The 21,660-nt window shown below is 54.8% G+C and carries 12 protein-coding genes and 1 pseudogene; 6 read left to right on the top strand and 7 right to left on the bottom strand.

Features of this window, described 5'->3' with window-relative positions; translation table 11 throughout:
- The first annotated feature begins 3 nt into the window (after nt 1-3).
- The gene (locus tag SV7mr_RS05055) at nt 4-690 is read left to right on the top strand and encodes a winged helix-turn-helix domain-containing protein (RefSeq protein WP_145269812.1); all 687 of its coding nucleotides are present in this window, start codon (nt 4-6) and stop codon (nt 688-690) included.
- A 1,362-nt stretch (nt 691-2,052) separates the two neighbouring features.
- Here the strand turns inward: SV7mr_RS05055 and SV7mr_RS05050 are convergent.
- From SV7mr_RS05050 to SV7mr_RS05040, 3 genes and pseudogenes are all read right to left on the bottom strand, one after another.
- Nucleotides 2,053-2,348, bottom strand: a pseudogene (locus SV7mr_RS05050) (IS256 family transposase); the annotation flags it as partial.
- A gap of 1,188 nt (nt 2,349-3,536) precedes the next feature.
- Nucleotides 3,537-5,870, bottom strand: a complete 2,334-nt coding sequence (locus tag SV7mr_RS05045) for a S9 family peptidase (protein ID WP_419188114.1) — start codon at nt 5,868-5,870, stop codon at nt 3,537-3,539.
- 216 nt (nt 5,871-6,086) lie between these two features.
- The gene (locus SV7mr_RS05040; protein ID WP_145269808.1) at nt 6,087-6,926 is read right to left on the bottom strand and encodes a phosphatase PAP2 family protein; all 840 of its coding nucleotides are present in this window, start codon (nt 6,924-6,926) and stop codon (nt 6,087-6,089) included.
- Between the two features lie 1,424 nt (nt 6,927-8,350).
- On the opposite strand from SV7mr_RS05040, the gene SV7mr_RS05030 reads away from it, so the two are divergent.
- Nucleotides 8,351-9,862 (top strand): sulfatase family protein, encoded by a 1,512-nt coding sequence (locus tag SV7mr_RS05030; protein WP_145269805.1) that lies wholly within the window; start codon nt 8,351-8,353, stop codon nt 9,860-9,862.
- Nucleotides 9,863-9,952: 90 nt separating this feature from the next.
- Here the strand turns inward: SV7mr_RS05030 and SV7mr_RS05025 are convergent, their stop codons facing one another.
- Complete coding sequence (locus SV7mr_RS05025) at nt 9,953-12,421, bottom strand: DUF1592 domain-containing protein (protein ID WP_145269803.1); 2,469 nt, start codon at nt 12,419-12,421, stop codon at nt 9,953-9,955.
- A gap of 8 nt (nt 12,422-12,429) precedes the next feature.
- Nucleotides 12,430-13,758, bottom strand: coding sequence for a DUF1552 domain-containing protein (locus SV7mr_RS05020; RefSeq protein ID WP_145269800.1), 1,329 nt, complete (start codon nt 13,756-13,758; stop codon nt 12,430-12,432).
- Nucleotides 13,759-14,176: 418 nt separating this feature from the next.
- Between SV7mr_RS05020 and SV7mr_RS05015 the strand changes: the two genes are divergently transcribed.
- From SV7mr_RS05015 to SV7mr_RS05005, 3 genes are all read left to right on the top strand, one after another.
- Nucleotides 14,177-14,992 carry a c-type cytochrome gene (locus SV7mr_RS05015; RefSeq protein WP_145269798.1) on the top strand — a complete coding sequence of 272 codons (816 nt, stop codon included), beginning with the start codon at nt 14,177-14,179 and terminating at the stop codon, nt 14,990-14,992.
- A 152-nt stretch (nt 14,993-15,144) separates the two neighbouring features.
- Entirely contained in the window at nt 15,145-15,927 is a 783-nt protein-coding gene (locus tag SV7mr_RS05010; protein ID WP_419188113.1) for a protein kinase domain-containing protein, read from the top strand.
- Nucleotides 15,928-16,351: 424 nt separating this feature from the next.
- On the top strand, nt 16,352-17,383 hold the full coding sequence (locus tag SV7mr_RS05005; protein WP_419188112.1) for an SMP-30/gluconolactonase/LRE family protein: 1,032 nt from the start codon (nt 16,352-16,354) through the stop codon (nt 17,381-17,383).
- 111 nt (nt 17,384-17,494) lie between these two features.
- Here SV7mr_RS05005 and SV7mr_RS05000 read toward each other — a convergent pair whose 3' ends face one another.
- Entirely contained in the window at nt 17,495-18,736 is a 1,242-nt protein-coding gene (locus SV7mr_RS05000; protein WP_145269794.1) for an outer membrane protein assembly factor BamB family protein, read from the bottom strand.
- Nucleotides 18,737-19,136: 400 nt separating this feature from the next.
- The gene (locus tag SV7mr_RS04995; protein ID WP_145269792.1) at nt 19,137-20,048 is read right to left on the bottom strand and encodes a hypothetical protein; all 912 of its coding nucleotides are present in this window, start codon (nt 20,046-20,048) and stop codon (nt 19,137-19,139) included.
- A 215-nt stretch (nt 20,049-20,263) separates the two neighbouring features.
- Here SV7mr_RS04995 and SV7mr_RS04990 point away from each other — a divergent pair, with 215 nt between their 5' ends.
- Nucleotides 20,264-21,517 carry a hypothetical protein gene (locus SV7mr_RS04990; protein WP_145269790.1) on the top strand — a complete coding sequence of 418 codons (1,254 nt, stop codon included), beginning with the start codon at nt 20,264-20,266 and terminating at the stop codon, nt 21,515-21,517.
- Nucleotides 21,518-21,660: the final 143 nt, after the last annotated feature.

Raw genomic sequence — 21,660 nt, 5'->3', positions numbered from 1 at the left:
AGAATGTCCAGCACAAAAGTATTGGTGGTTGAAGACTACAGCCCATTGGCTGAGAGTTTGGAATATCAATTGAAACGTGCCGGCTACGAAGTCTATCGAGCCAGCGACGGTCGCGACGGCGTCGACCAAGCGAAACTCTATCTTCCAGACTTGGTGGTCCTCGATGTCGACTTGCCAATCCTCAATGGCGTCGAAGTCTGCAAACAACTGCGTGCCGATCCTAAGACTCGCGAAGCATTGATTTTGATGCTCACCGCGATGGGTGAAGAGTCCGATCAAGTGGTCGGTTTTGCCGTCGGCGCTGACGACTATGTTGTCAAACCGGTCGAAAGCTACAAGGTTCTGCTGCAGCGCATCAAAGCCATGCTCCGTCGTCGCGAACCCGTCTTGGATGACCATGAAGCGGTCAGCCACCAAAACATCACCGTTGATCGCCGTCGCTTTGTCGTCACCATCGACGAAACACCAATGAAGCTGACCAAGAGCGAGTTTCGCTTGCTCGACACGCTGATCCGACAACCCGGTCGCGCCTTTGGACGCAGTGAACTCGTTGACGCCGCGTTGGGTGAAGACACCATCGTCTTGGACCGAACCATCGACGTTCACGTGCGAGCACTGCGAAAGAAAATGGGTGAGTCCGCCGATCTGATCGAAACGGTGCGCGGAGTGGGATACCGATTCAAAGAGTAATCGAGTCACAACCCACCCATCGCGGGACGCTAGCCATCTGTTGCGTTCCAGATTGCAACCCAATCCTCGCAGGACTGTCCCCAACCTCGGCCACTTCGAAGCACATTCCATTCGGGGACACAGTCGTAACACCAACGAGCAAGGTGTTACGATCCAGCCAACGGTCGCTTCAACCGGCTAGCCCCTAGGCCGGTAACATGCAAGCCCCGCAGAGCTTGCACAAGTCCTACGTGCAGAGGGATCCGATTCAGGGTGTTGATCCGACGGGGTTGGTTCTTGAGTGCGCTACAGGGAATTCATATTTCTGTAAAGTTGGACGTGCCGTCCACTTAATAAGCCATCAACCGAGTCCTGAAGCGGAGACGGATTTTGAGCCTTGATGGGTTGCCTGGTTTCACTTGGGTGCCCAAGGCATTTTTGACTGGGCGGCTGGGTTAGAGAGGCCCGCTAGATCGACGGCTTGGCAGTGTGTTGACGCGGTGAGAGCGCGTTTGATTGGCTTGGTGGATTGAAATGGCTTGACCAACAACCGACCAATCCGGCGTCTGATGTAACGCTCGATAAGGTGCTTGCTTGCGTTCTGATCGGGCTTGCCAAGACCCTTTGTAGAACACCTTCGGCGTTCGGAGAGGGTGTGCATGGGGCCTGTCCCCAGGGTGCGCTGCGCGACCCTGGGCTATGGGGTAGAACACCTTCGGCGTTCGGAACTCTGGATACGATTGTGAAAGCCACCGCCTTGGATTTGGCAGGTTGCTTGGGCGTTTCTCTGATGATGTGATTCTAAGGAACGTCAGGCTGGCCTGCCGAACGCCGTAGGTGTTCCATTTTCACTGCCCAAGGTCGCGAAGCGCACCTTGGGTCATTGCAACCATCAAACCTCCGAACGCCGTAGGTGTTCTACATGCCGCTTGGGGCACACCGACCGGAGAGCAAATGTTCTCTGCTGCACAAGGATACTTCGGGGACAAGGATACTTCGGGGACAAGGATACTTCGGGGACAGTCCCGGAGGATGATCGGGATTCCCTCCTTCGTGCTCATCGTGTCCTTCGTGGTTCATTCTCGGTTTTGCGACGATTGCCGGTTTCGGTGGACTGTCCCCGGCAGATTATCAGCGTTTGCATGGCCAGCGGCGCTGGTGTCAGTTTTCTAGTGCAAGGGTTTGGGCGAGAAGCCTTGTACTTGCTTGTGTTCTCATGGGCTTACCAGCTCCATTTGTAGAACACCTACGGCGTTCGGAAATCCTGTGCCTGGGGCCTGTCCCCAGGGTGCGCTGCGCGACCCTGGGCTATGGGGTAGAACACCTTCGGCGTTCAGGCATTCGGACCGAACTGGCATTCAAGACCGGGGACAGTCCCAGTCCAATGAGCCCCGACGCTGAGCCAGCGCGGCAATGACCACTGGAGGAGGGTGCGTGCTTGGGACTGCAGAGTCCGGGGACTTCAGCGGCCATGACTTCGCAGATCATCTCCCGCAATTGGCCTCGCAAAAAATCACGAAAGACTATGCCGGTTTCGGATGCAGAAACTTGCCCAAGAGATTGTAAAAGACTAACTTCGTTCATGGATGGTCTCCCCGTCGGTTGCACCCGACGTAAATTGAGAAATGGCGAAAGGCAGTATCCTGCCTTCCGGGAGACCATCCTTCAACTTTTAACAATCAGCGGGACACTTCCTCACGCTGCCCCCATGCTTCACGCTCGTCGTACAAGAGACGGAATGTTCGACGTCTTGAATCGGGAACACTAATAGGCACTCATTTCCACTAATTGATCAGTGTTGATAAGTGCTGATTAGCGTTCTCCCTTTCCAGCAATTGCCTCCATTCGCATTCGAGGCAGTGGACTTGACTTAACAAGCCATCAACCGAGTTCTGAAGTGGGGACGGAGTCTGAGCCCTGATGGGTCGCCTGGTTTGACTTGGGTTTCCAAGGCGTGTTTGATTGGGCGGCTTTGTTAGAAAGGCCGTGCGTTTGACGCCGTGGCGATGTGTTGACGCAGTAAGAGTGCGTTTGATTGGCCCGGTGGATTAATCGCTTGGTTTTGATGGCTTTGGAGTCAGTAAAGACAAACCGCTCGCCGGATCGAGTTTGAACGGCTCGATTTCCTGCTCATCAGTCGTGGCCCCGTTGTTATTGATCATGGTGGTGGCCGCTCCTGGTTGGCAGGCCGCAGCTCGTCGAGCAATTCCATCGTCTATCGCGACCTCCGCCTCCGTGCTCTTCGCGTCCTTCGTGGTTTATCCCCGCTTCCACTACGATTGCCGTGGGTCGCAAGTTTTTGGTGGAATCCGTTACCGGGGACACTCCCGCACGACCGCTCGATTTGACGAATCGCAAGCGCCATTCCACTGCCAATGGAACGATTGATCGACGAGCGTTCCCGCGTTGGCTCAAAAGCCTGAACTCGAAAAATTGAAACACAGAGGAACAGAGGTCACGGAGGAAACTCTGTGATCTCTGTGTTTTCCTTCTCCCTGATCTGTGACAGGATCAACGGTTGGCTGGCGAAGCTTCAGCGGGCATCACCAAAGAGCACGACAATGCAAGTGATGCTTGCAGAGAATAGAAATCAGCCCACAGTACCAGCCACCCGCTCGGGAAGCCGACAGCGCTCGCGGCCCATGAAAACCGGCTCATCAAACGCTCACCTCACCACCATCCCCTAGAACCCAGAAAACCGCCTATCGAAACAAACAGCCAGCAATGCCCTTCGCATCGCCAACCAAAAGCACGTCCATCAGCAAAAAGGGAAACGCATCACTTTGTCCCCCACGCCCTAATCGTTTGGGTGTCCAGTATTGCCGCCGTCGCACTCTGCAGCTTCAGGCAGGCTTGCGATTCTCTGCTCACTGCCCAACGGGCAGGTGCTGGTGGAAGTAATCCGTCACAGCCTTCATCAAGTGCGGCCTCGTGTTTGCTCGTTCACTGATCGAGTGACTGCGACCGGGATAGATCAGCATTTCAAACTGCTTATCCTGGGCGATCAGCTCGTTGATCAGCAACTCTGTGGCTTGATAATGCACGTTATCGTCCGCCGTCCCATGGATCAGCAATAGTTTGCCTTTGAAACCTTCCACGAAGTGGATGGCTGATCCTGTGCGATAGCCATCAACATTTTTGGCGGGTGTACTCATGTAGCGTTCTTCGTAGATCGTGTCGTAGTAGGCCAGATTGGCCACCGGGGCGATCGAAACACCACAGCTGTAAAGATCTGGGTAGCGAAACATCGCGTGCAGGGTGCTGGTTCCACCACCGCTCCATCCCCACATTCCAACGCGTTTGGCATCGATAAAGGGATAGTCCTTTAACAACTGCTTGGCTGCGGCCGCTTGGTCGTTGGGCCCCAACGTGGCCAGCAGCTTGTAGACGCTTTTGCGAAATGCATTGCCACGTGGTGTGTCGGTTCCGCGGTTGTCGATGCTGACGACAATGTACCCCTGCTGCGCCAACATGCGATGCCACATTGCCGACGAACCACCCCATCGATTGACAACCGTTGAACCGGCTGGTTCGCCATAGACGTGGACCAACAAGGGGTACTTTTTTTCGGAATCCAAATCACCGGGCGTCATCATCCAGGCGTTCAACTTGACATCACCGAGATCGACTTGGATGAACTTGGTATTGACTGGGTCCAGCTTCTTGATTGCTTGCTTCAGCGCCGCGTTGTCTTCCAACACGCGTATGGTCCGGTGATTGGGCAACGAAATCACTTCGGTCACCGTCGGCGTGTCGACGTTACTGAATTGATGAATCGCGTATTTGCCATCGGGTGAAATCTGGTAGCGATGTGAACCGACGTCTTCACTGGGGGTGACACGGCGTGCTTTGCCCGTGACCGAATCGATGGCATAAAGATAACGTTCGGTGGCATTCTCTGGAGACGCAATGACGTAAAACGTGCGAGCATCGGACTGCAATTCGGTCGGGTAGATCCAATCGACAATATCAAATTCGTTCTTGCCGATCGATTCGACTTTGGATTGACCACTGGCGATGTTCACATGTGTCAGTTGCCGCCAACCGGTCCGATCGCTCAAAACGTAAAGGCTTTCTGCATTGGAGGAAAACAGCAGTTGATCGCGCAGATCGATCCAGCGATCATCCTTGTCCACATAGATCAAGCGTTTGGTTTCTGAATCGAAGTTCACCAAGTAAAAGGACTCTTCGTTTTGATCACGATTCATGCGGCGAACCAATAGTTCACCGGTTGAATCAATCCAATGGATCCGCGGAAGATAGTTTTCGCGAGGGTCACCAGAGAACTCAATCTCCTGCACATTTCCGCCTTTGATGTTTTGCACCAAGACGCGAACATCACTGTTGGTCGTTCCCGCTTTGGGATAAGCAAACACCTTATTCTTTGGGTACAACGAATCGGTGTTGTTGATCATGGTAAAGCGTCCAACCTGACTGGTGTCGAACCGCCAATACGCGATTCGTTTTCCATCGGGGCTGAAACGAAAACCATCACGCAACGTGAACTCCTCTTCGTAAACCCAGTCGCTCATCCCATACAGCACCTTGTCGCTCTCACGCTGGGTCAGTTGCTTGGTGCTGCCGCTGTCCAGATCCTGCAGATACAAGTTTCCATCAAAGACATAACCAACAGACTTTCCGGTGGGGGAGAACTTGGCATACATCAACGACGATGCCGGATGCTGTTGACCGATCTGGGTCAACTGCCCACGACTGCGATCAAACACCCAGTAGTCCCCACGGGTGTTCTGTCTCCACACGCGAACCGATTTCGTAAAGATCAAGACCTTGTTGAAATCCTTCGACCATTGGTAGGCCTGGATCGACAATGGATCGGAAGCCTGTGCGGGAATCAAATGTTCGGCGGCAACCAGGACCTCTGTCTGACCGGTCTTGGCGTCCACTCGCACAATGTCCTGGCCACCTTTGGAACCGCGTTTCAGTTCGGTGTAAGCGGCCTGTTCACCGGCACTTGCTGGCAACCAGTTGCCGCCAGCCGAACGCGAAGAGAACTCCGACGACCGATAGATGCGATCGAGTGTCAGTTTGCCATCGTCCGCCGATTTTTTTGCTGTTTTTTTTGCTGACTCATTGCCAAAGACAAGGGCATTGCCATCGCCCAGCAAACAGACAGGCGACAGCAGAATCCCGACAAAGAAAACGGCAAACAACAAACGTAGTGAGAGAATTCGATGATGCATTGGACCTAAGCTGAACAACAAAAGCGTAAGACGACGATGAGACGACGCTGGTGCGTCAGATTGTAGTCCATGACCTAGCATCGCTGAGCGCATTTCCATCCCACGAACTGGCAGATTGATCTAATCCAATGCTGGCAGAAGCTCCCGCAACCCCAGGGGGCAGGGCAGTGGTTTTCGCACAAAACAAGAGGACGTCACTGAAGGACGCGTCACCGGCTAGGCAGCTCGATGGTTTGGAGTCTGCGTCTCGCCAGGATCCGTTTCAGCTGCGGGAGTTTGGCCGGCCACCGCGACGCTGGATTCAACCTGCCAGTCTCTGACCGTTAGCGGCATCTGATGTGCTTCGCTAGGGCTCATTTTGTCAAACAGATTGCCCAGCATGCGATCACTCAAGCAAACGTAGCCCCACAATAAACCGGCAACGCACCCACCGAGCACGTCACTGGGAAAATGCGCTCCGCTTGCCATGCGTTGTAACGCTGTGCCACAGGTGATCATTGCAAATAAGATTCGTCCGCGGGGAAAGATAAACCACAGCCCAACGGCAATCGCCGTAGCCGTGGCAACATTGCCACTGGGAAACGAACGCGTGCTGGCATCGAAAGCAGCAATCTGGGACAGGGAGTAATCAAATTTCCAGATCCAAGCAGCATCCATGGAGGCAACATCAAGATTGATGCCGCTCGGTCGCGGACGCAGTGCGAACATCTTCGCCAACGTGGCCAGTGCACCTGCCCCCAATGCCATCACGGCCAGCCGAGGTAAGTGCCAACGACATTGTGGTGCCATCAGGAAGATCGCAAACAGAATCAGGACGACTCCGCTGCCATCAGAGAACACTCGCATCAGATCCAAACCGCCGCGTAGATCTCTAGAGATCGGATCACCATCAAACCATCGCGCCACCGAGACATCCAGCAAGGTGGCCATGGGAATCAACAATAGCACCATCATGGCCAACCAAAGCAACGCTCGCAGCCGAAAGATCTCTCCATCGGGCAAATACAAACGACCGTTAATCGAACGCAATGATTGGGGTGTTTTCGTGGCGGACATTCCCGGGACTCACAAGTGGTCGATCCGCTCGCAACCCACCTGGGCGACAAGCAACATGCGACGGCAAGCAAATTAGACCGAACGGCTGATTGCCCAACTTGTGTGGGCACATCGACAGGCAAGCAGTGCGTGAAACCAAATGCGTGAAACTCATTGGAGCGGCTCGCATTTCAATCGCCTGTAGCCAGACACTAGCGAAATCGCGGCAGCCAGCGGAAGACAGCTTTCAAACTTCACCGCTGGCAAGGTCAGCCATTTTTTCGGATCAAGCATTTTCGGTCAACTTTAACGATTAGGACGACGATAACAGTTCCGACACAGATGTACTGGAGCATGCGCAAGCGATCGTGGGAGGCACCAAACTCCCAGCATGGCCGCCGTCGTGCTTTGTGGGCAAACCCTCCTGAATCACGGAATGATTAAGATGTTGCGGCTACAAACTCTGCTTCCATTGGCGTTGTTGGCAATCATGCTGACCGGTTGCGTTGGACCTCGCGGCCGAAGTTTGGTTGGGCGAAGTTTGGTTGGCCGGGGTGGCTGCGATAGCCTCTGTGATGCACAGCCCGGCTGCACCAGCTGCGCGGACAACAAAGCCTGCCTCGGCTGTGGTGATCTGTACGTCGATCCTTGGATCAACGAACCGGCGGACTGCCAAGATCCTTGTGATCAGTGTGGCAACTACAACGGCCAAAGCTGCGGCAAATGCAGAGGCGTTTTTGGCGGCGTGTGCGGTTTGTGGGGCATTTACTGCGGCCACTGCAAGACACCAAACATCCACGCTTCGGATCGTCGCTTCTCCGGCCCTTGTGGCGGTTGCCTGAGCGGATGTCACGAGTGTCGTCCAGAACCAGCCTGTGGTTGCGATGGGCCTTGCTCCTGTGATGGTCTGGGGGCACCGGTGTGTGGGATCGAGCCGGCCTGTGGCTGTGAAGGAGCTTGCTCTTGCGGTCTTGAACCACTCTGCGGCACCGAACCGATCTGCGGACTGGAGCCGGTTTGTGGCTGCGAAGGCCCCTGTGGGTGCGGCGCTGCCGGCCCCGGTTGTGGACTGGAACCCGCCTGCGGCTGTGAAGGGAGTTGCAACTGCGGGTCACCTTCACTGGTGCCCGGTTCGCACATTCACAACGTCCCCATGCAGAGCGCCCCACCGACTCCTTCGGCACTCCCATCTCCACAGCCGGTCCCTTCGAACTCAAGCAGTCGAATGTTCACCCCACGTTCGAACACCAGCTACAGCGCCCAACGCCGCAGCTATCAGCCTCGCGGTGGGTTGCTAGAAAGCATCCAGCGTTGATCGCTGAAGTGAACTGCCCCCGAGCCTAATCGCTTGGTGTAAACTGTTGGCCAACGCCTTTGTCAGTCACTGACGAAGGCGTTTGCGAATTTCTCGCACAGTTTATTTGTCCCGCCAACGGTTTTCATTGATGAACAGTTTGCTCGTCCACCGGATCAAAGCTTCACATTCACTGCGTCTCGCGATTCTCTTCTTTGTCGCTGCTTGCTTGTTGGTTGGCACCGCCAGTCAAGCCCAAGCTGCCAAGCCAAATATCGTGTTCATCTTGGTGGATGACATGGGCTATGGTGACCCCGGTTGTTTTAACCCGGAAAGCAAGATTCCGACGCCGAACATCGATGGTTTGGCGGCTGCGGGGATGCGTTTCACCGACGCTCATGCCTCTGGCCCACTTTGCCACATGTCCCGATACGGCTTGATGACTGGCCGCTATCCGTTTCGAACTGATGTTGGCAAGTGGCCCAAGCAAGCTCTCATTGGACCAAACGAAGTCACGTTACCGTCCTTGCTTCGCGATCAAGGCTACGACACGGCCATGGTCGGCAAGTGGCACCTAGGCTTCAACGAAAAGGGATACGACAAACCACTCAAAGGTGGACCGGTTGACGTTGGCTTTGACTCATTCTTTGGCATTCGGGCTTCGACCGATATCCCGCCCTACTTTTACATTCGAAACGATCAAGCTGTCGATCCGCCTACCGTTCCGATCGAAGCACGCTCAACGGCAGGCTGGTCGCCAATTCAAGGCGCGTTCTCGCGTGCCGGAAAAATCGCTCCCGATCTAAAGCTGAAAGATGTGCTGCCGAAATTCACCGCCGAGGCCTGCCAAGTCATTCGCTCACACGCTGGCAATGAAAAGCCGCTGATGCTGTATCTGGCCTACCCGGCACCGCACACGCCGTGGCTTCCCAGCAAGCAGTTTGCCAGCAAAAGCGGCGCTGGTCTATATGGTGACTTTGCCATGATGGTTGATGATCAAATCGGCCAAGTACTCAAGACACTTGATGACACCGGGCTCAGCCAAGACACTCTGGTGGTCTTCACCAGCGACAACGGCCCGGTTTGGTACGAGCAAGATGTACAGCGTTTTAACCACGACAGCTCTGGCGGCCTACGTGGCATGAAAGCCGACGCCTGGGAATGCGGCCACCGCATGCCAATGGTGATCCGCTGGCCCGGTGTGGTCAAAGCAGGTGCGTCCAGCAATCGCTTGGTTAGCTTTGTCGATTTCCTAGCGACCCTAGATGAGCTGGTCGAAGCAAACATCTACCGCAACGCCGAAGCGATGGCCAACGATGTTGGCCCCGATAGTTTTAGCTTTCTCAGTGAATTGACCGGCAAGCCATCCAATGCACCAAAGCGTCAATCACTGGCCCTACGCAGCGGCAGAAGGCACATGACCATCCGCCGTGGATCTTGGAAATGGATCGAAGGCCTGGGCTCCGGTGGCTTTTCAAAATCGCCCAAGCCCTCCAAGACCGATCCAAAAGCCAACATCGATCGACTCAGCAGCATCGGTCAGCTGTATAACTTAGAAGCCGATTTAGGTGAAACCAAAAACGTCGCTGATCAGCACGCTCGCCTGGTGACCGAGCTCCGCGAACTGGTTCACCAAATTGAACACAATCCTCGCAGTCGCTAAAGCATTTCGTCGCAGTCCGCTAGCCGTGCTGGCATGAAGCGCGGCTAGCGCTCAGTGATGGTGCCAAGCGAGGCAACTGCCCGAGCGCGTTTAGCGTTGCTTGAACATCGGGCTCATCACGATCGCCTCGATCACCTGACGGGTTGGATAATCTTCTGATTCCAGCGGCTTGAGCAAGGCATCGATCTCAATGCGATCGGTAGGCTCCATGCGGCGTCCCAAGGCGTAAGCCATCATCTTGCTGGTGAACGCACGCACGAAGAATCCCTTTCGCTGAAGCAGCAATTGCTTCAATTCATTCAGGTCAGCAAACTCGCTGCCATTTGGCAACTGCCCCGAAGGATCAACGTTAACATTCCGTCCGTACGAAGATCGCATCGCACCGATGGGGTCAAAACATTCCATCGCAAAACCAAGCGGATCGATCTTGCGATGACATCCCGCGCAGGCCTCGCTGGCGCGATGCTTTTGCAACAGATCACGCACCGACTTGGCACCACGAACGTCAGGATCGATTGCCGGCACATCATCCGGCGGACTCGGCGCCGGTGTGCCCAGAATGTTTTCCAGCATCCACACTCCGCGAACCACGGGCGAGGTTTCAATCCCGTTGGCAGAGACTGTCAGCACGCTTGCTTGCCCCAGCAAGCCACCGCGCCGGCCATCAGAGAATTGAAAACGACGAAGCTCCGCTGGCGACTGCGTCCCAAACTGTTCCTGAACTCGATACAAACGTGCCAAATCACGATTGATAAAGGAGTAGTCTGCACTCAACCAACGATCAACGGGAACATTGTCAGCGATCAGATGCCGCATGAACGCATGCGTCTCGGCTCGCATATCGGCTTCCAAGGAAGATGCATAGTACATCCAAAAGCTGCCCCGATCAGGAGGCATTCCACCGAGTTCCGACAAGCCCAACCAAGCATCAGTGAAGCCCGTGATCATCGCATCACTTCGCTCGCTGGCCAGCAATCGCCGTGTCTGTTGCAACAACGCTTTGTCATCCAAACGACCTTGATCGGCCAGCGACCGCAGTTCTGAATCTGGCATCGATCCGGTCAGGAAATACGCTAAACGAGCGGCCAGTGCGTGCTGTGAAATCTGCTCCGATTCAGAATCGCAATCAGGATCCAAGTACAAAAAACTGGGCGAACAGAGAACGGCCTTGACGGTGTCCTTGAAGGCCTGAAACATCGAGTGTCCCGTTTTCACGCGCCGCTGGTAAACTCGACCCAGCGTTGCGTATTCGCGGTCCGTGATCGGACGTCGATAGGCCTTGCTGGCGAATTGCCTGATCAACTGCCCTGCGTCATCAGCACGAAACTCTCCACTGGGAATGATCGCGGCGACACTGGCGGTTGGCCAGTCCTCGACCAGGGGCCCTTTGATGGTGATCTCATGGATCCGAATCTGCGGGACCTTGCCATGTTTTAACATCGCATTTCGATTGGCAACGATCCCTTTGCCTGCACGCACCGATTCGGGCAACGTTTTGTTATAGATGCGATGCAGTCGACCATGTAAACCTCGAACCGCGTTCAAGCCGTTTTCAAACGTGAACCGGGGCGTAAACCCTTGATCCAAGTGCACGCGAAACGTGTACCACTGCAACTGATCATCAGCGACTTCGACCTCCGCCAACAAGGGCTGCAAAGACTGGAGGTTGTGTAGGCTGCCGAGCTCCAGCTTGCCAGGCCGAATCCCCATTCGAAACGGCTGAGACAGATCGATCTGCAAATCGGATTCTTTGTACGGTGTGTCTCGATGCAGTGCCTGAGCTTGCACGCGAATCTCATAGACTCCATCATGCGGCACGCCGTGTTCAAAATCATGAATCGCCCCATAAGCCCCCTCGGGCTTGTCTGCTAGCGGAGCATCGTACAGACACATGTACTGAAAGTCGAAAGCCTTGCGATGGGCACCATCAAGTTCAGGTTGTTGACGAAAGTGACCACGAAACTGCCAGCTTTGCTGCTGCGGTGGCTCGGTTGCAGACAACGCCTTTTCGACCAACTGATCAGCAGCATCCAAGTACTGATCGAGCAAGTAGCCCGAGGTCACTAAAGTGTCACCCACATTATCCAAATGCTGCACCTTGCGTTCGGCCGGAAAAGCGATGGTGGGGTCGACCATGCGAAGATCCAATGCCAGCAGATCGCGAACGGTGGCCAAGTATTCGCGTCGGGTCAATCGGCGCAAGACCGTTTGTCCGCCCGTGCTGTCGAGCTGGGATTGCAACTGCACCATTTGCGCGCTCAAGTCGTCGATCAACTCAGCTCGCTCGCCTGCCGCCGGCTGCTCGGCATCTGGCGGCGGCATGTCCTGCAACGCCAACTGATCGACCATTTCCTGCAACGCGATCAGCGTGTCTAAATGGGGCTTGCGAGGATCAAAGTCCGAAAAGGTACGCTGGCCACTTGGATCATCGTCGTGGTGACAATCCACACAGTATTGATTGACAAAGTCAACGATGCGTTTCTCGTCGGCCCTAGCACTCAGCGACCAACAGGCCATCAAGCAAGCCAACAGGTAGGCTTTGGAACTGGAAAGCAACATGATGTTTTTCAACCGACCATCTCCAATCCGCGCAACGTGCCTGTCCCGGTTTGGAACTCATCGACGGGCAACCCAAAACGCTGCAACATGGACACGAACAGATTATTCATCGGTGGTGTGTCCTTGGCATTGCGATCAAACCCTAATTGCCCCAGGTGCTTGAACCCTCCGCCGGCCAAAATCACAGGCAGATTGACATTGGTGTGCGTGTTGGCGTCTCCCATGCCGCTACCAAACAGCACCGAAGTCTGCTCCAACAGGTTGGTCTCGCCGATTTGAGACGCACGCAACTTTTCCAGGAACCTGGCAAAGTGCTCCACTTGATAGGCTTCGATGGTTTTCAACGCATCGATCGATTCTTGCCGTTTGCCATGATGGGACAGACTGTGGTAGCCCGCTTTAAAACCAAAGTCGCGTGCTTCAAAGTCACCACCGATCTCCAAGGTTGCGATTCGCGTCGAATCGGTTTGCAACGCCAAGACCATCAGATCATAAAGAATCGGCAGGTCATCAACCATGTTCGTGTTCTTTGGTTTTCCCAACGGTGCTTCTGGCTTGGGGACATCAACCCACCGCCGCGTGTTGACGAGTCGCTTTTCAACCTCTCGAATCGACGAGAAATACTCCTCCAACTTTTGGCGATCTTGTGGATTGAGTTCCTTGGCGATACTTTTCGCATCCTCGCCTACAGAATCAAGAATCGAATTCTTCAAGCGAAATCGATCTGCTGCTCGCGCTTTGTCTTTTTCAGCAACACCGATGAAGAGTTTTTCGAATAGTTGCGCAGGGCCAGTGATTGGCGGCACTCGCGTCCCTGTTCGAGTCCACGACATTTGGCACCCGCCATGGATTCCCGTTTCACTGCCAATGGTCAAACTATCAAATCGATTGAAGCCACTGACCTTCTCAGCTGCATACTGATCCAGCGTCATGTTCGCCAGCGGCATCGATTTGGCATCCACGCTTCGCACACCGGAGAGAAATGCATGGATCGAAAAGTGACCGCCGGTCAAACCGTGATCCAAACCGTGAATCACGGTGAAGTCTCCGCGATGTGCGTCCAGCGTCTTGAGCGTGGATGACAATTCCATCGTCCGACTCTGGTCGGTCCCAAACTGATCGGCTGCTGGTGCTTGCGGCCAAAAGGCTCCAGGGTAGAAACCGAGCATGTTGCCAACGCAAACCATCCGCCGTGCATGAGCGTCGTCCGGTGATGTTTTTGCTTCGGATGCTTTCGCCTGCCGCCATGATTCCAACGACGGCAAGGCAATCGAAATCCCAGCCGCACGCAAGAGTGTTCGCCGAGCCAGCGGAGGTCGTTTCAGAGATTGAGTCATTCGAAATGAGCCTTAAGGGAGGAACGTCCGTCGGCAGACTGAACCAGCGATGCGCCAAAAAAAGCGAAGCGACGACTTGCTTGCGAAACACGCAATCAGGGCAGTCGATCATTGAGGCGAGATTCAAAAAGTTGAACCCCATCAGTATAGCAGCAATCACCGCAATTCATAGATTCCCAAGCCATCGCGGTACCCGACGCAGCTGCAGAAGACGCCGACCGTCCAACTTGAATCCATGCGTCCGATCGCAACCGTCGTCCACCAGGGATCGCACTGACGGTTGCAACTGCGGATTTCGGTTCATTTGATTTTTTTCAGACTCAGCATGGGGCTGTCGGACAAGACCTACGGAATCCAATTGCAAACGGACATTGGTGAAATAGGTTTCAATCATCCAATCCTGCCGGAGATCAGATCCATGTCTGCCCACCCTTCATTGCTTTGGCGAGCGTTCACGTCCCTGACCTTCGTCGTGATCGCCTGCAGTTTCGGCACAGTTGCGATTGCTCAAAACACCGACCGACCGGAACTTCCCCACGGCCCACTGAGGCAAACGATTCTGCTTGGTGAGACACTGGTCCGCCAAACCGACACCCATCCGTTGACTCGGGAGTTTGTTGGCAATTCACTGCAATGCAGTTCATGTCATCTTGATGGCGGTCAACATCCCCAGGCAGCAACATTCATTGGCGTTGCAGCAGCCTATCCAGCCTGGGCGCCGCGTGAACAAAAAGTCATCACATTAGAAGATCGCATCTTGAATTGTTTCCTACGCAGCCAAAATGGAACACGGCCTGCTGCGGGAAGCGAACCTTCGGTGGCGATTGCGGCCTACATCACTTGGCTTTCTGAGGGCACCAAGCTGAAAATGAACGCCAAGCAATCCCTGGGCCCTCATCACATCACGATGCTCACCTCCCCCAAACTGCCCGCTAGTATCGATCGCGGCAAACAGCTTTATGCTGATCGCTGCCAAGACTGCCACGCAGACAATGGCTCTGGCACAGACGATGGCCCCGCAGTGTGGGGTGATGAATCCTATAACGACGGGGCGGGGCTGGCTAAAGTCCCGAAACTGGCATCGTGGCTGAAGGTCGCAATGCCACCTGATGAAGCGGACCTGTCGGTGCAAGCATCCTTTGATCTGGCGGCCTATCTGAACTCGCACCCGCGCCCGCATTTTGAGCCGCCTGCGCTCTCTGTCCCCCACATTGAAACGCCCGCAGCTCAATGAAACCTGTTGCAACGCTCGGGTAATTCAAACTGAGTTTAACGGTTATCAATAGGGTTCTTGAAATGCGACCTGTACAGCGCCGATGAATGAGCAGAGAGGCTAGCCACAACAACAGGGAACGCAGCCGAAGGGCTGCCACAACGAGGCACAACATGGATGGTCAGCGACCTAGCCAATTGGGAATCTGGCGTTTGGGGACGCGCATTGCGTCAACCGATTCGTACGCTTTGCATCACGCACAGCCCTGCGATGCCGCGGGTAGTCCGCGCTGGGATTACGTTGCGAAATCCGCCAAGTCCAGCGCCGCGGCCCCAGGAATCTCGCAAACGATCGCTCTGGGCGCGAGTCTCACGCATCCCAACCTGACACCCATTTTAGATGGCAGCTGCGCGGGCAACACAGCCTTTGCCGTCATGCCCTACATCGAAGGGCAAACGATGCAGTGGCATCTGGAACGTGGGGGCGATCAGCCACTTCCCGTTGCGCTGTGGCTGGTTCGGCAAACCTGCCAAGCCTTAGAAGCCATGCATGCCTCGGGCTGGATTCATCGTGACATCAAACCAGAAAACATCCTGGTGGGTAACAACGGTCACGTGACAGTCATTGACTACGCCTTCGCTTATCAGGGCGTCTTGCCCCAACAAGCCAACTTTCAAGGTACGGCACAGTATGCCGCACCGGAGATCCTGCAGAACGCATCCGCAGCATCTCCGGCCAGCGACGTGTTTGCAGCGGGACGCATTCTGTGGAATTGGCTCACCAAAATTCCGGCAGCAGAAGACTCCCTTCTGGTGCCTGTCTGCGCCTTGGTCGAACAGATGGTGCACGAAAACCAGCATCGAAGGATTGACGCCAGCGGCGCAGTGAGAGCATTGCTGAAGCTTGAAATCGACACGCTGGGTCAACACATCGTTCCCGAGCGACGTGCCGCTTAGTCACGTGATGTCAATGTTGAAGATTAGATCGCACCCAATTCGCAGGGTGCGTGCAAGTCATCCCGGATCTCAGTGCAGACGAAGAATAAGTGCGTGATTGCACGCACCAATCGACTCCACGTCGCATCGTTTCTGGGGCAGTGGTGCGTGCAAGCACTAATGAACTGCAAGTTGTCCCTGATCGCAGAGCAAACCAAAGGCATGCACCGTGGCGTGGCAAGGCGGCACCGGCCCACAATCCTCCAACGTCCCCGAAAACAACCCGAACCGCCTCTCGGAACAGAAACACGACGAAAACAATCGCGGTCTCCGCCTGGGGTTGTGAGGTGTGCAATCGCAGGGTGGTAGCGACAATCGATTGAGAACGCGACTATACTGCTGGTTTCCCCTGGCATCGTCACACCCCTCCATCGAAGCAAGCATTGTGAACGCCCATTCCCACTCCTTGGCTCAAACACGTCCTGTCATCCGTTTCCTGATCCCTGCGGCGATTGCCTGGTTTGGGTGGAGTCTGCTTGGCAGCCAAACGTTCGCTCAGGAATCCATTTTTGCTGCGGGCAGCAAGCCCGTTGAACTGATCAAAACGGGTGCCAAAGAGGGCCCAGCGTGGCATCCAGCCCACGGGCTTTTCAGTAGCGGAACAGAGGGCATCACGCTAACCAGCCCATCTGGATCGGCAAAACTCTTTCTGCCCGATGCTGGCACCAATGGACTCTTGATCGACAACGCAGGATCACTGTTGATGTGTCGCCAACAATTTCGCAACGTCGGCCGACTGGATCTAAACACCGGCAAGTTGACGGTTCTGACCAAAGACTATCAGGGCAAGCAATACAACACTCCGAACGACATCACCACGGATTCCAAAGGCAGAATCTATTTCTCCGATCCACGTTATGGCGACCGTCAGTCGATGGAGATGATCGATGCCGATGGGCGTTCCATTGAAGGCGTTTACCGAATTGACCTGGATGGGACGGTGACACGAATCATCACTCACCAAGTCGATCGGCCCAATGGAGTTCTCGTCTCGCCGGATGACAAGTACTTGTATGTTGCCGACAATCACAACAACACCGTTGGCGGAGCCCGCAAGCTCTTTCGATTTGACTTGGATGCTCAAGGCAATCCAATCGCTGACAGCCAGCGTCTGATCTTTGACTGGCACAGCGGACGCGGACCGGATGGGCTAACGATTGATACGCTGGGCCGCTTGTACGTCGCTGGTGGTCGCAACGTTGCCAAGCCGCCCTTTGAAACCGCTGATCAATTCTTGGGAGGTGTTTACGTGCTGTCCCCAGCAGGCAAGCTTCTGCAATTCCTGCCAATCAATCGAGATGAAGTGACCAATTGCACCTTCGGAGGTGATGACTTGAAAACCCTGTACATCACCGCCGGCGGCTCACTGTGGTCGATCCGCACTCATGCACCAGGCGTCAAGCCCAGCGGGCAATGATCTGGCGTGCCGAGATCCCAATCGGCTTGCGGGGGAAATCAGCGATGAATCCACGCTGTGAATCCACGCTGTGAATCCAAGCTGGCAATTCCGCAGATGCCAGATCGGGAACTATTTGGCGATCAAATAGAGGTGCGACTTGCTTCGCAAAACCATTTCGTGCCCCACGACAGCTGGCGAGGCCATGAAACCGTCACCAAGTTTTGACTTGGCAAGTTCTTCGTAGTCTTCGCTAGCCTTAAAAGTAAAGATTTCACCTTCGACATTGAAGGCATAGATCTTACCGCCCGCATAGATGGGTGACGCGGCAAAGGAACCACCAGCGCGTTTCTGCCACAACACGTCGCCTGTCTTGGCTTGGCGGGCGGAGAGCACTCCGTCGTCACTATTCATGTACAAAATGCCATCGATCAGGAGCTGAGATGATTTCTTGGCGACACCTTTTCGGCTAGACCAAGCGACATGGCTCTTGGTGATGTCCCCTTTCCCATCAGGACGAACCGCCACCATGGATCCCATTCCATTGGTGATAAAAACCAAGCCGTCACCGTAAACGGGCCGTGCAGAAGCGTTCATGCCACTGTGATAAACCGTCCACAGCGTTTCCCCGGTCTCTGGTGCGTAGGCGATGGTCGCCACTGCGCTGGGGCACACTAACTGCTCTTGGCCATCGACGGTGATCACATGCGCCGTGCAATAGGCCTTCATCTGATCGCCGTTGTCGGTGCCGTAGTTGATCTCTCGATCCTTCTTCCAAACCGTCTTGCCAGTCTTAGCATCCAACGCCACGACATATTGCACGTCAAATCCATCGTAAGCAACGAACAACTTTCCCTGATGCAGGATGGGCGATGAAGCTGGCCCGCGGTGATGATTGCACTCAAAATCGGTGCGACTCCAGATCGGTTCGGCAGTCTTCGCGTCCAGGCAAGCGGTCAAGTACTTGCCAAAGTGAACGTAAACGCGGTCGCCGTCGATCAGGGGCGTGGGCGTCGCGTAGCTATTCATTTTGTGACAGAAGTCGGGTTGCTCGTTGCGCACCAAGACTCGATCATGAATCACTTTTCCGCTGGCTTTGTCAACACACAGGACGGACATCTCGGTACCGTCTTCGGTTGCCGTGGTCAGCCAAATCTGATTCCCCCAAACGACCGGTGAGGACCACGCTTTTCCATGAATCGGTGTTTTCCAACGCACCACCGATTCGTCAATCGTCACGGGCAAATCCGCCTGATCGGCTCGCCCATCACCCGCCGGACCACGGTATTGCGGCCAGTGCTTTGAATCCGAATCAGCGGCCACGGAAACTGCAGCCAAGACAACACCAAAGATCAACGTACAAAGAGCTCGCATCGCAAGTTTCTTCTACAGGAGGGAAGGGCGGGGGAACGGCAAGTGAGTCCATGTCCATGCCAGCGATATCATAACAGACACTTCTGTTGCTCACAGCGGAGGCTCATCCAACACGCCAACAACAGAAAATGTTCGATCGCCGTCGGGGTAACCAACCGATCGGACGTTGCTCAAACCAAACAGTATAGTCAGTGACTCAGCCAACGAATGCCAGAACCGATCCTCCCAGCAGATCTCTGCACTCGCTCGGCAGGCCATCGCCAGCGATCGATCGCCCTGGCGGCCAGGAGCCACTTGCGACAGAGACAGGCCTGCAAAGAAACAGAGCAGGTGCAGAGGTTGATCTGAAAAAGAACGTTTTGACCGCACACGGCACACGGGGCGAAGACTCTGCGAAACATCAATGGCCGCCGCCAGCACTCGGCGTTTCGATTGCACTGCCGGTCGTCGCTTCAATCATCGCGGGTTTCTGAATGCCCGACACAACTGGTTGCTGAGAGGATGATGACGACTCCGGGGCCGAATCCCCAGCCATCGGGCCAACCGAGTGACCAGCCAGATGCCCAACCAGCGCATTGCATAGCAAGGGGAGACCGACCTGTAAGACTGGGAACCACAGTTTCTCCTCGTCATCGAAATCGAAGTCGATGTAATGCAAAGCGATCCATCCGGCAGCGCATCCCAAGGCCAGGATTGGCAAGGTCAGGTAATAACGCGCTCGGGTGTTCAGGCAATAAGAGATCGAACCTGCAAACCAGCCAAAGAGTGGCAACAGGACAAGCATCGCGATGGCTTGCCAGTCTTCCAATTCGAATCCAAGCTTGGGGATCAGAAAAAAGACGACTGCCGATAGCGCCGTGATGGCCATCAAGGCTCGCAGGGAGGCGACCGGCCGATGCTGGACCTGTTGGTTTGGCAAACTCCAACTCGGGATGCCGAACAACCAGATCGCAGCCGAGAGTAGCATGCCCAGAGAAAACGCCATGGTCAAAATCGCAATGAATAACATCCACTCGATTTCGTCGCCGACCGAATACTCCTCGCCGATCAGCGCCCACACTAAGCTGAACACGAATGTGACGACAAAATAGACACTCTGCCGCCACAGAACATGAATGCCCGAAGCGGTCAAAGCCGCGTAGGTTGACGTAAAAACCCCCGTCAACAAGCCCCAAAACGCCAACACAGCAAGGTCGTCATCACCAAACCAATGCACCATCGCATAGGTATAAAGTGAAGTTCCAAGGTAGAGAAGCACCAAGGCCACGATCACGCGCCAATTGAAAACCACCGTCCGGATGCCAAAATCCATCGCGTTGCCCCACCCTGGAAAATCTAGATTCGCTTGCCCGCAGAGAATCATTACAATATAGCGGTTGCCTGATCACACAGTGTGCACTGGATGCCACCGGTTGACGCAGAAGACGCCCGTTTCCGAATCCCAGTTTTTCTCCACTACAGCGTCCTACCATGCTCTATTTTCGTTGTCTATTTGCTGCCTGTGTAGCCTGTTGCGGCAACTGGATCATGCCAGCATCCGCCCAACAGATCGAGCAATCAGAGGCTGGCCCGGAGATCGAGATTCTGTCCAAAGGACGTCTGGATCAACCGCCGATTGAGTACCTGAAGACCCCGGGACAAAATCCGGTTTCTCGACTGCGCGACCAACTACGAGATGGATCAGTACAGCTTGATTACGAACCGCAGCAAGGTTACGTCAAATCGCTCTTGAAGCATTTACAGATCCCCATCGATTCTCAAATCCTGGTGTTCTCTAAAACCAGTTTGCAAGCGTTCCGAATCTCACCCAGTAACCCTCGTGCGTTTTACTTCAACGACGAAGTGGTCGTGGGCTGGATTCAAGGCAGCTCATTAGTGGAGATCGCAACCGCGGACCCTGAGCTTGGCGTGGCTTTTTACAGCATGCAAATGGGACGCAGGCCCTATCTCTCTCGCGAAAACAATCGCTGCCTCACCTGCCATGAAACCACCACCGGAGCCGGTAAGCACCCGGTGCACATGGTGCGCAGCGTCAGCACTCGTTCCAGCGGCAAGATCAATTTGCTATTGGACATGCATGACACTGACCACACCAGTCCGATCGAAGAGCGCTGGGGAGGCTGGTTTGTGACCGGCGATGCTGGCGGCATGCAGCACATGGGCAACTCGTTTCTTGAAAACGAAACCATGGTCGCCTTTGGCAAAGACTCCAGCGAGACGCTGCAATCTCAGTTTGACACCAGCCTGTGGCCGTCGCCCACCAGTGACTTGATCGCCCTGATGATTTTGGAGCATCAGATCGGCATGCAAAATCGCATGATCGAAGCTAACTATGCCGCCAAACGATTGACCGCCGGTTATCAGGTTGCCGAGGACGGCTCTGTTTCAACGCAAGAAGCGATCAACGAATACGCCTCGTCGATCGTTGACTACATGTTGTTCGCCGATGAGGTCCCACTGACAGCGTCAATCAAAGGATCCAGCAGCTTTACAGAAAGCTTTCAAAAGCAAGGCCTCACCGCCAAGAATGGTCGCTCATTGCGTGAGTTGGACTTGAACACGCGATTGTTTCGCTACCCCTGCAGCTATCAAATTTACACGCCTCAGTTTGATCGATTGCAACCACAGCTGCTGGCAGCCGTGTACCGACAGTTGCATGACGTGCTTTCGGGAAAGAACGCTTCACCACGTTACGAGCACCTTGCCAAGCAAGACCGCGACGCCATTCTGGCGATTCTGATTGAAACCAAAAAGAATCTACCGGATTACTTTCAACCGTAACCCCAGATCACAGCAAGGAACGAAACCGCAGGACTTCGCGCGGCACAAACCTCCGTCCCCTTTTCAAAGGCTTGAGCAGTGATGCCTTCTCAGCGGCGTTGGCGCCAGCCGCCATTCCGCCTGCGAACCGGTCCTCCAACGAG

It is taken from the genome of Stieleria bergensis (assembly GCA_007745635.1).
In the GTDB taxonomy this organism is placed as follows: domain Bacteria; phylum Planctomycetota; class Planctomycetia; order Pirellulales; family Pirellulaceae; genus Stieleria; species Stieleria bergensis.
Note: the sequence above shows the minus strand (reverse complement) of the source record. Positions and strands in the feature narration are given on the sequence as shown.

Coding starts and splice junctions, on each gene's coding strand:
- SV7mr_RS05055 (WP_145269812.1), top strand. CDS start 4: ATGTCCAGCACAAAAGTATTGGTGGTTGAAGACTACAGCCCATTGGCT.
- SV7mr_RS05045 (WP_419188114.1), bottom strand. CDS start 5,870: ATGCATCATCGAATTCTCTCACTACGTTTGTTGTTTGCCGTTTTCTTT.
- SV7mr_RS05040 (WP_145269808.1), bottom strand. CDS start 6,926: ATGTCCGCCACGAAAACACCCCAATCATTGCGTTCGATTAACGGTCGT.
- SV7mr_RS05030 (WP_145269805.1), top strand. CDS start 8,351: ATGAACAGTTTGCTCGTCCACCGGATCAAAGCTTCACATTCACTGCGT.
- SV7mr_RS05025 (WP_145269803.1), bottom strand. CDS start 12,421: ATGTTGCTTTCCAGTTCCAAAGCCTACCTGTTGGCTTGCTTGATGGCC.
- SV7mr_RS05020 (WP_145269800.1), bottom strand. CDS start 13,758: ATGACTCAATCTCTGAAACGACCTCCGCTGGCTCGGCGAACACTCTTG.
- SV7mr_RS05015 (WP_145269798.1), top strand. CDS start 14,177: ATGTCTGCCCACCCTTCATTGCTTTGGCGAGCGTTCACGTCCCTGACC.
- SV7mr_RS05010 (WP_419188113.1), top strand. CDS start 15,145: ATGGATGGTCAGCGACCTAGCCAATTGGGAATCTGGCGTTTGGGGACG.
- SV7mr_RS05000 (WP_145269794.1), bottom strand. CDS start 18,736: ATGCGAGCTCTTTGTACGTTGATCTTTGGTGTTGTCTTGGCTGCAGTT.
- SV7mr_RS04995 (WP_145269792.1), bottom strand. CDS start 20,048: ATGGATTTTGGCATCCGGACGGTGGTTTTCAATTGGCGCGTGATCGTG.
- SV7mr_RS04990 (WP_145269790.1), top strand. CDS start 20,264: ATGCCAGCATCCGCCCAACAGATCGAGCAATCAGAGGCTGGCCCGGAG.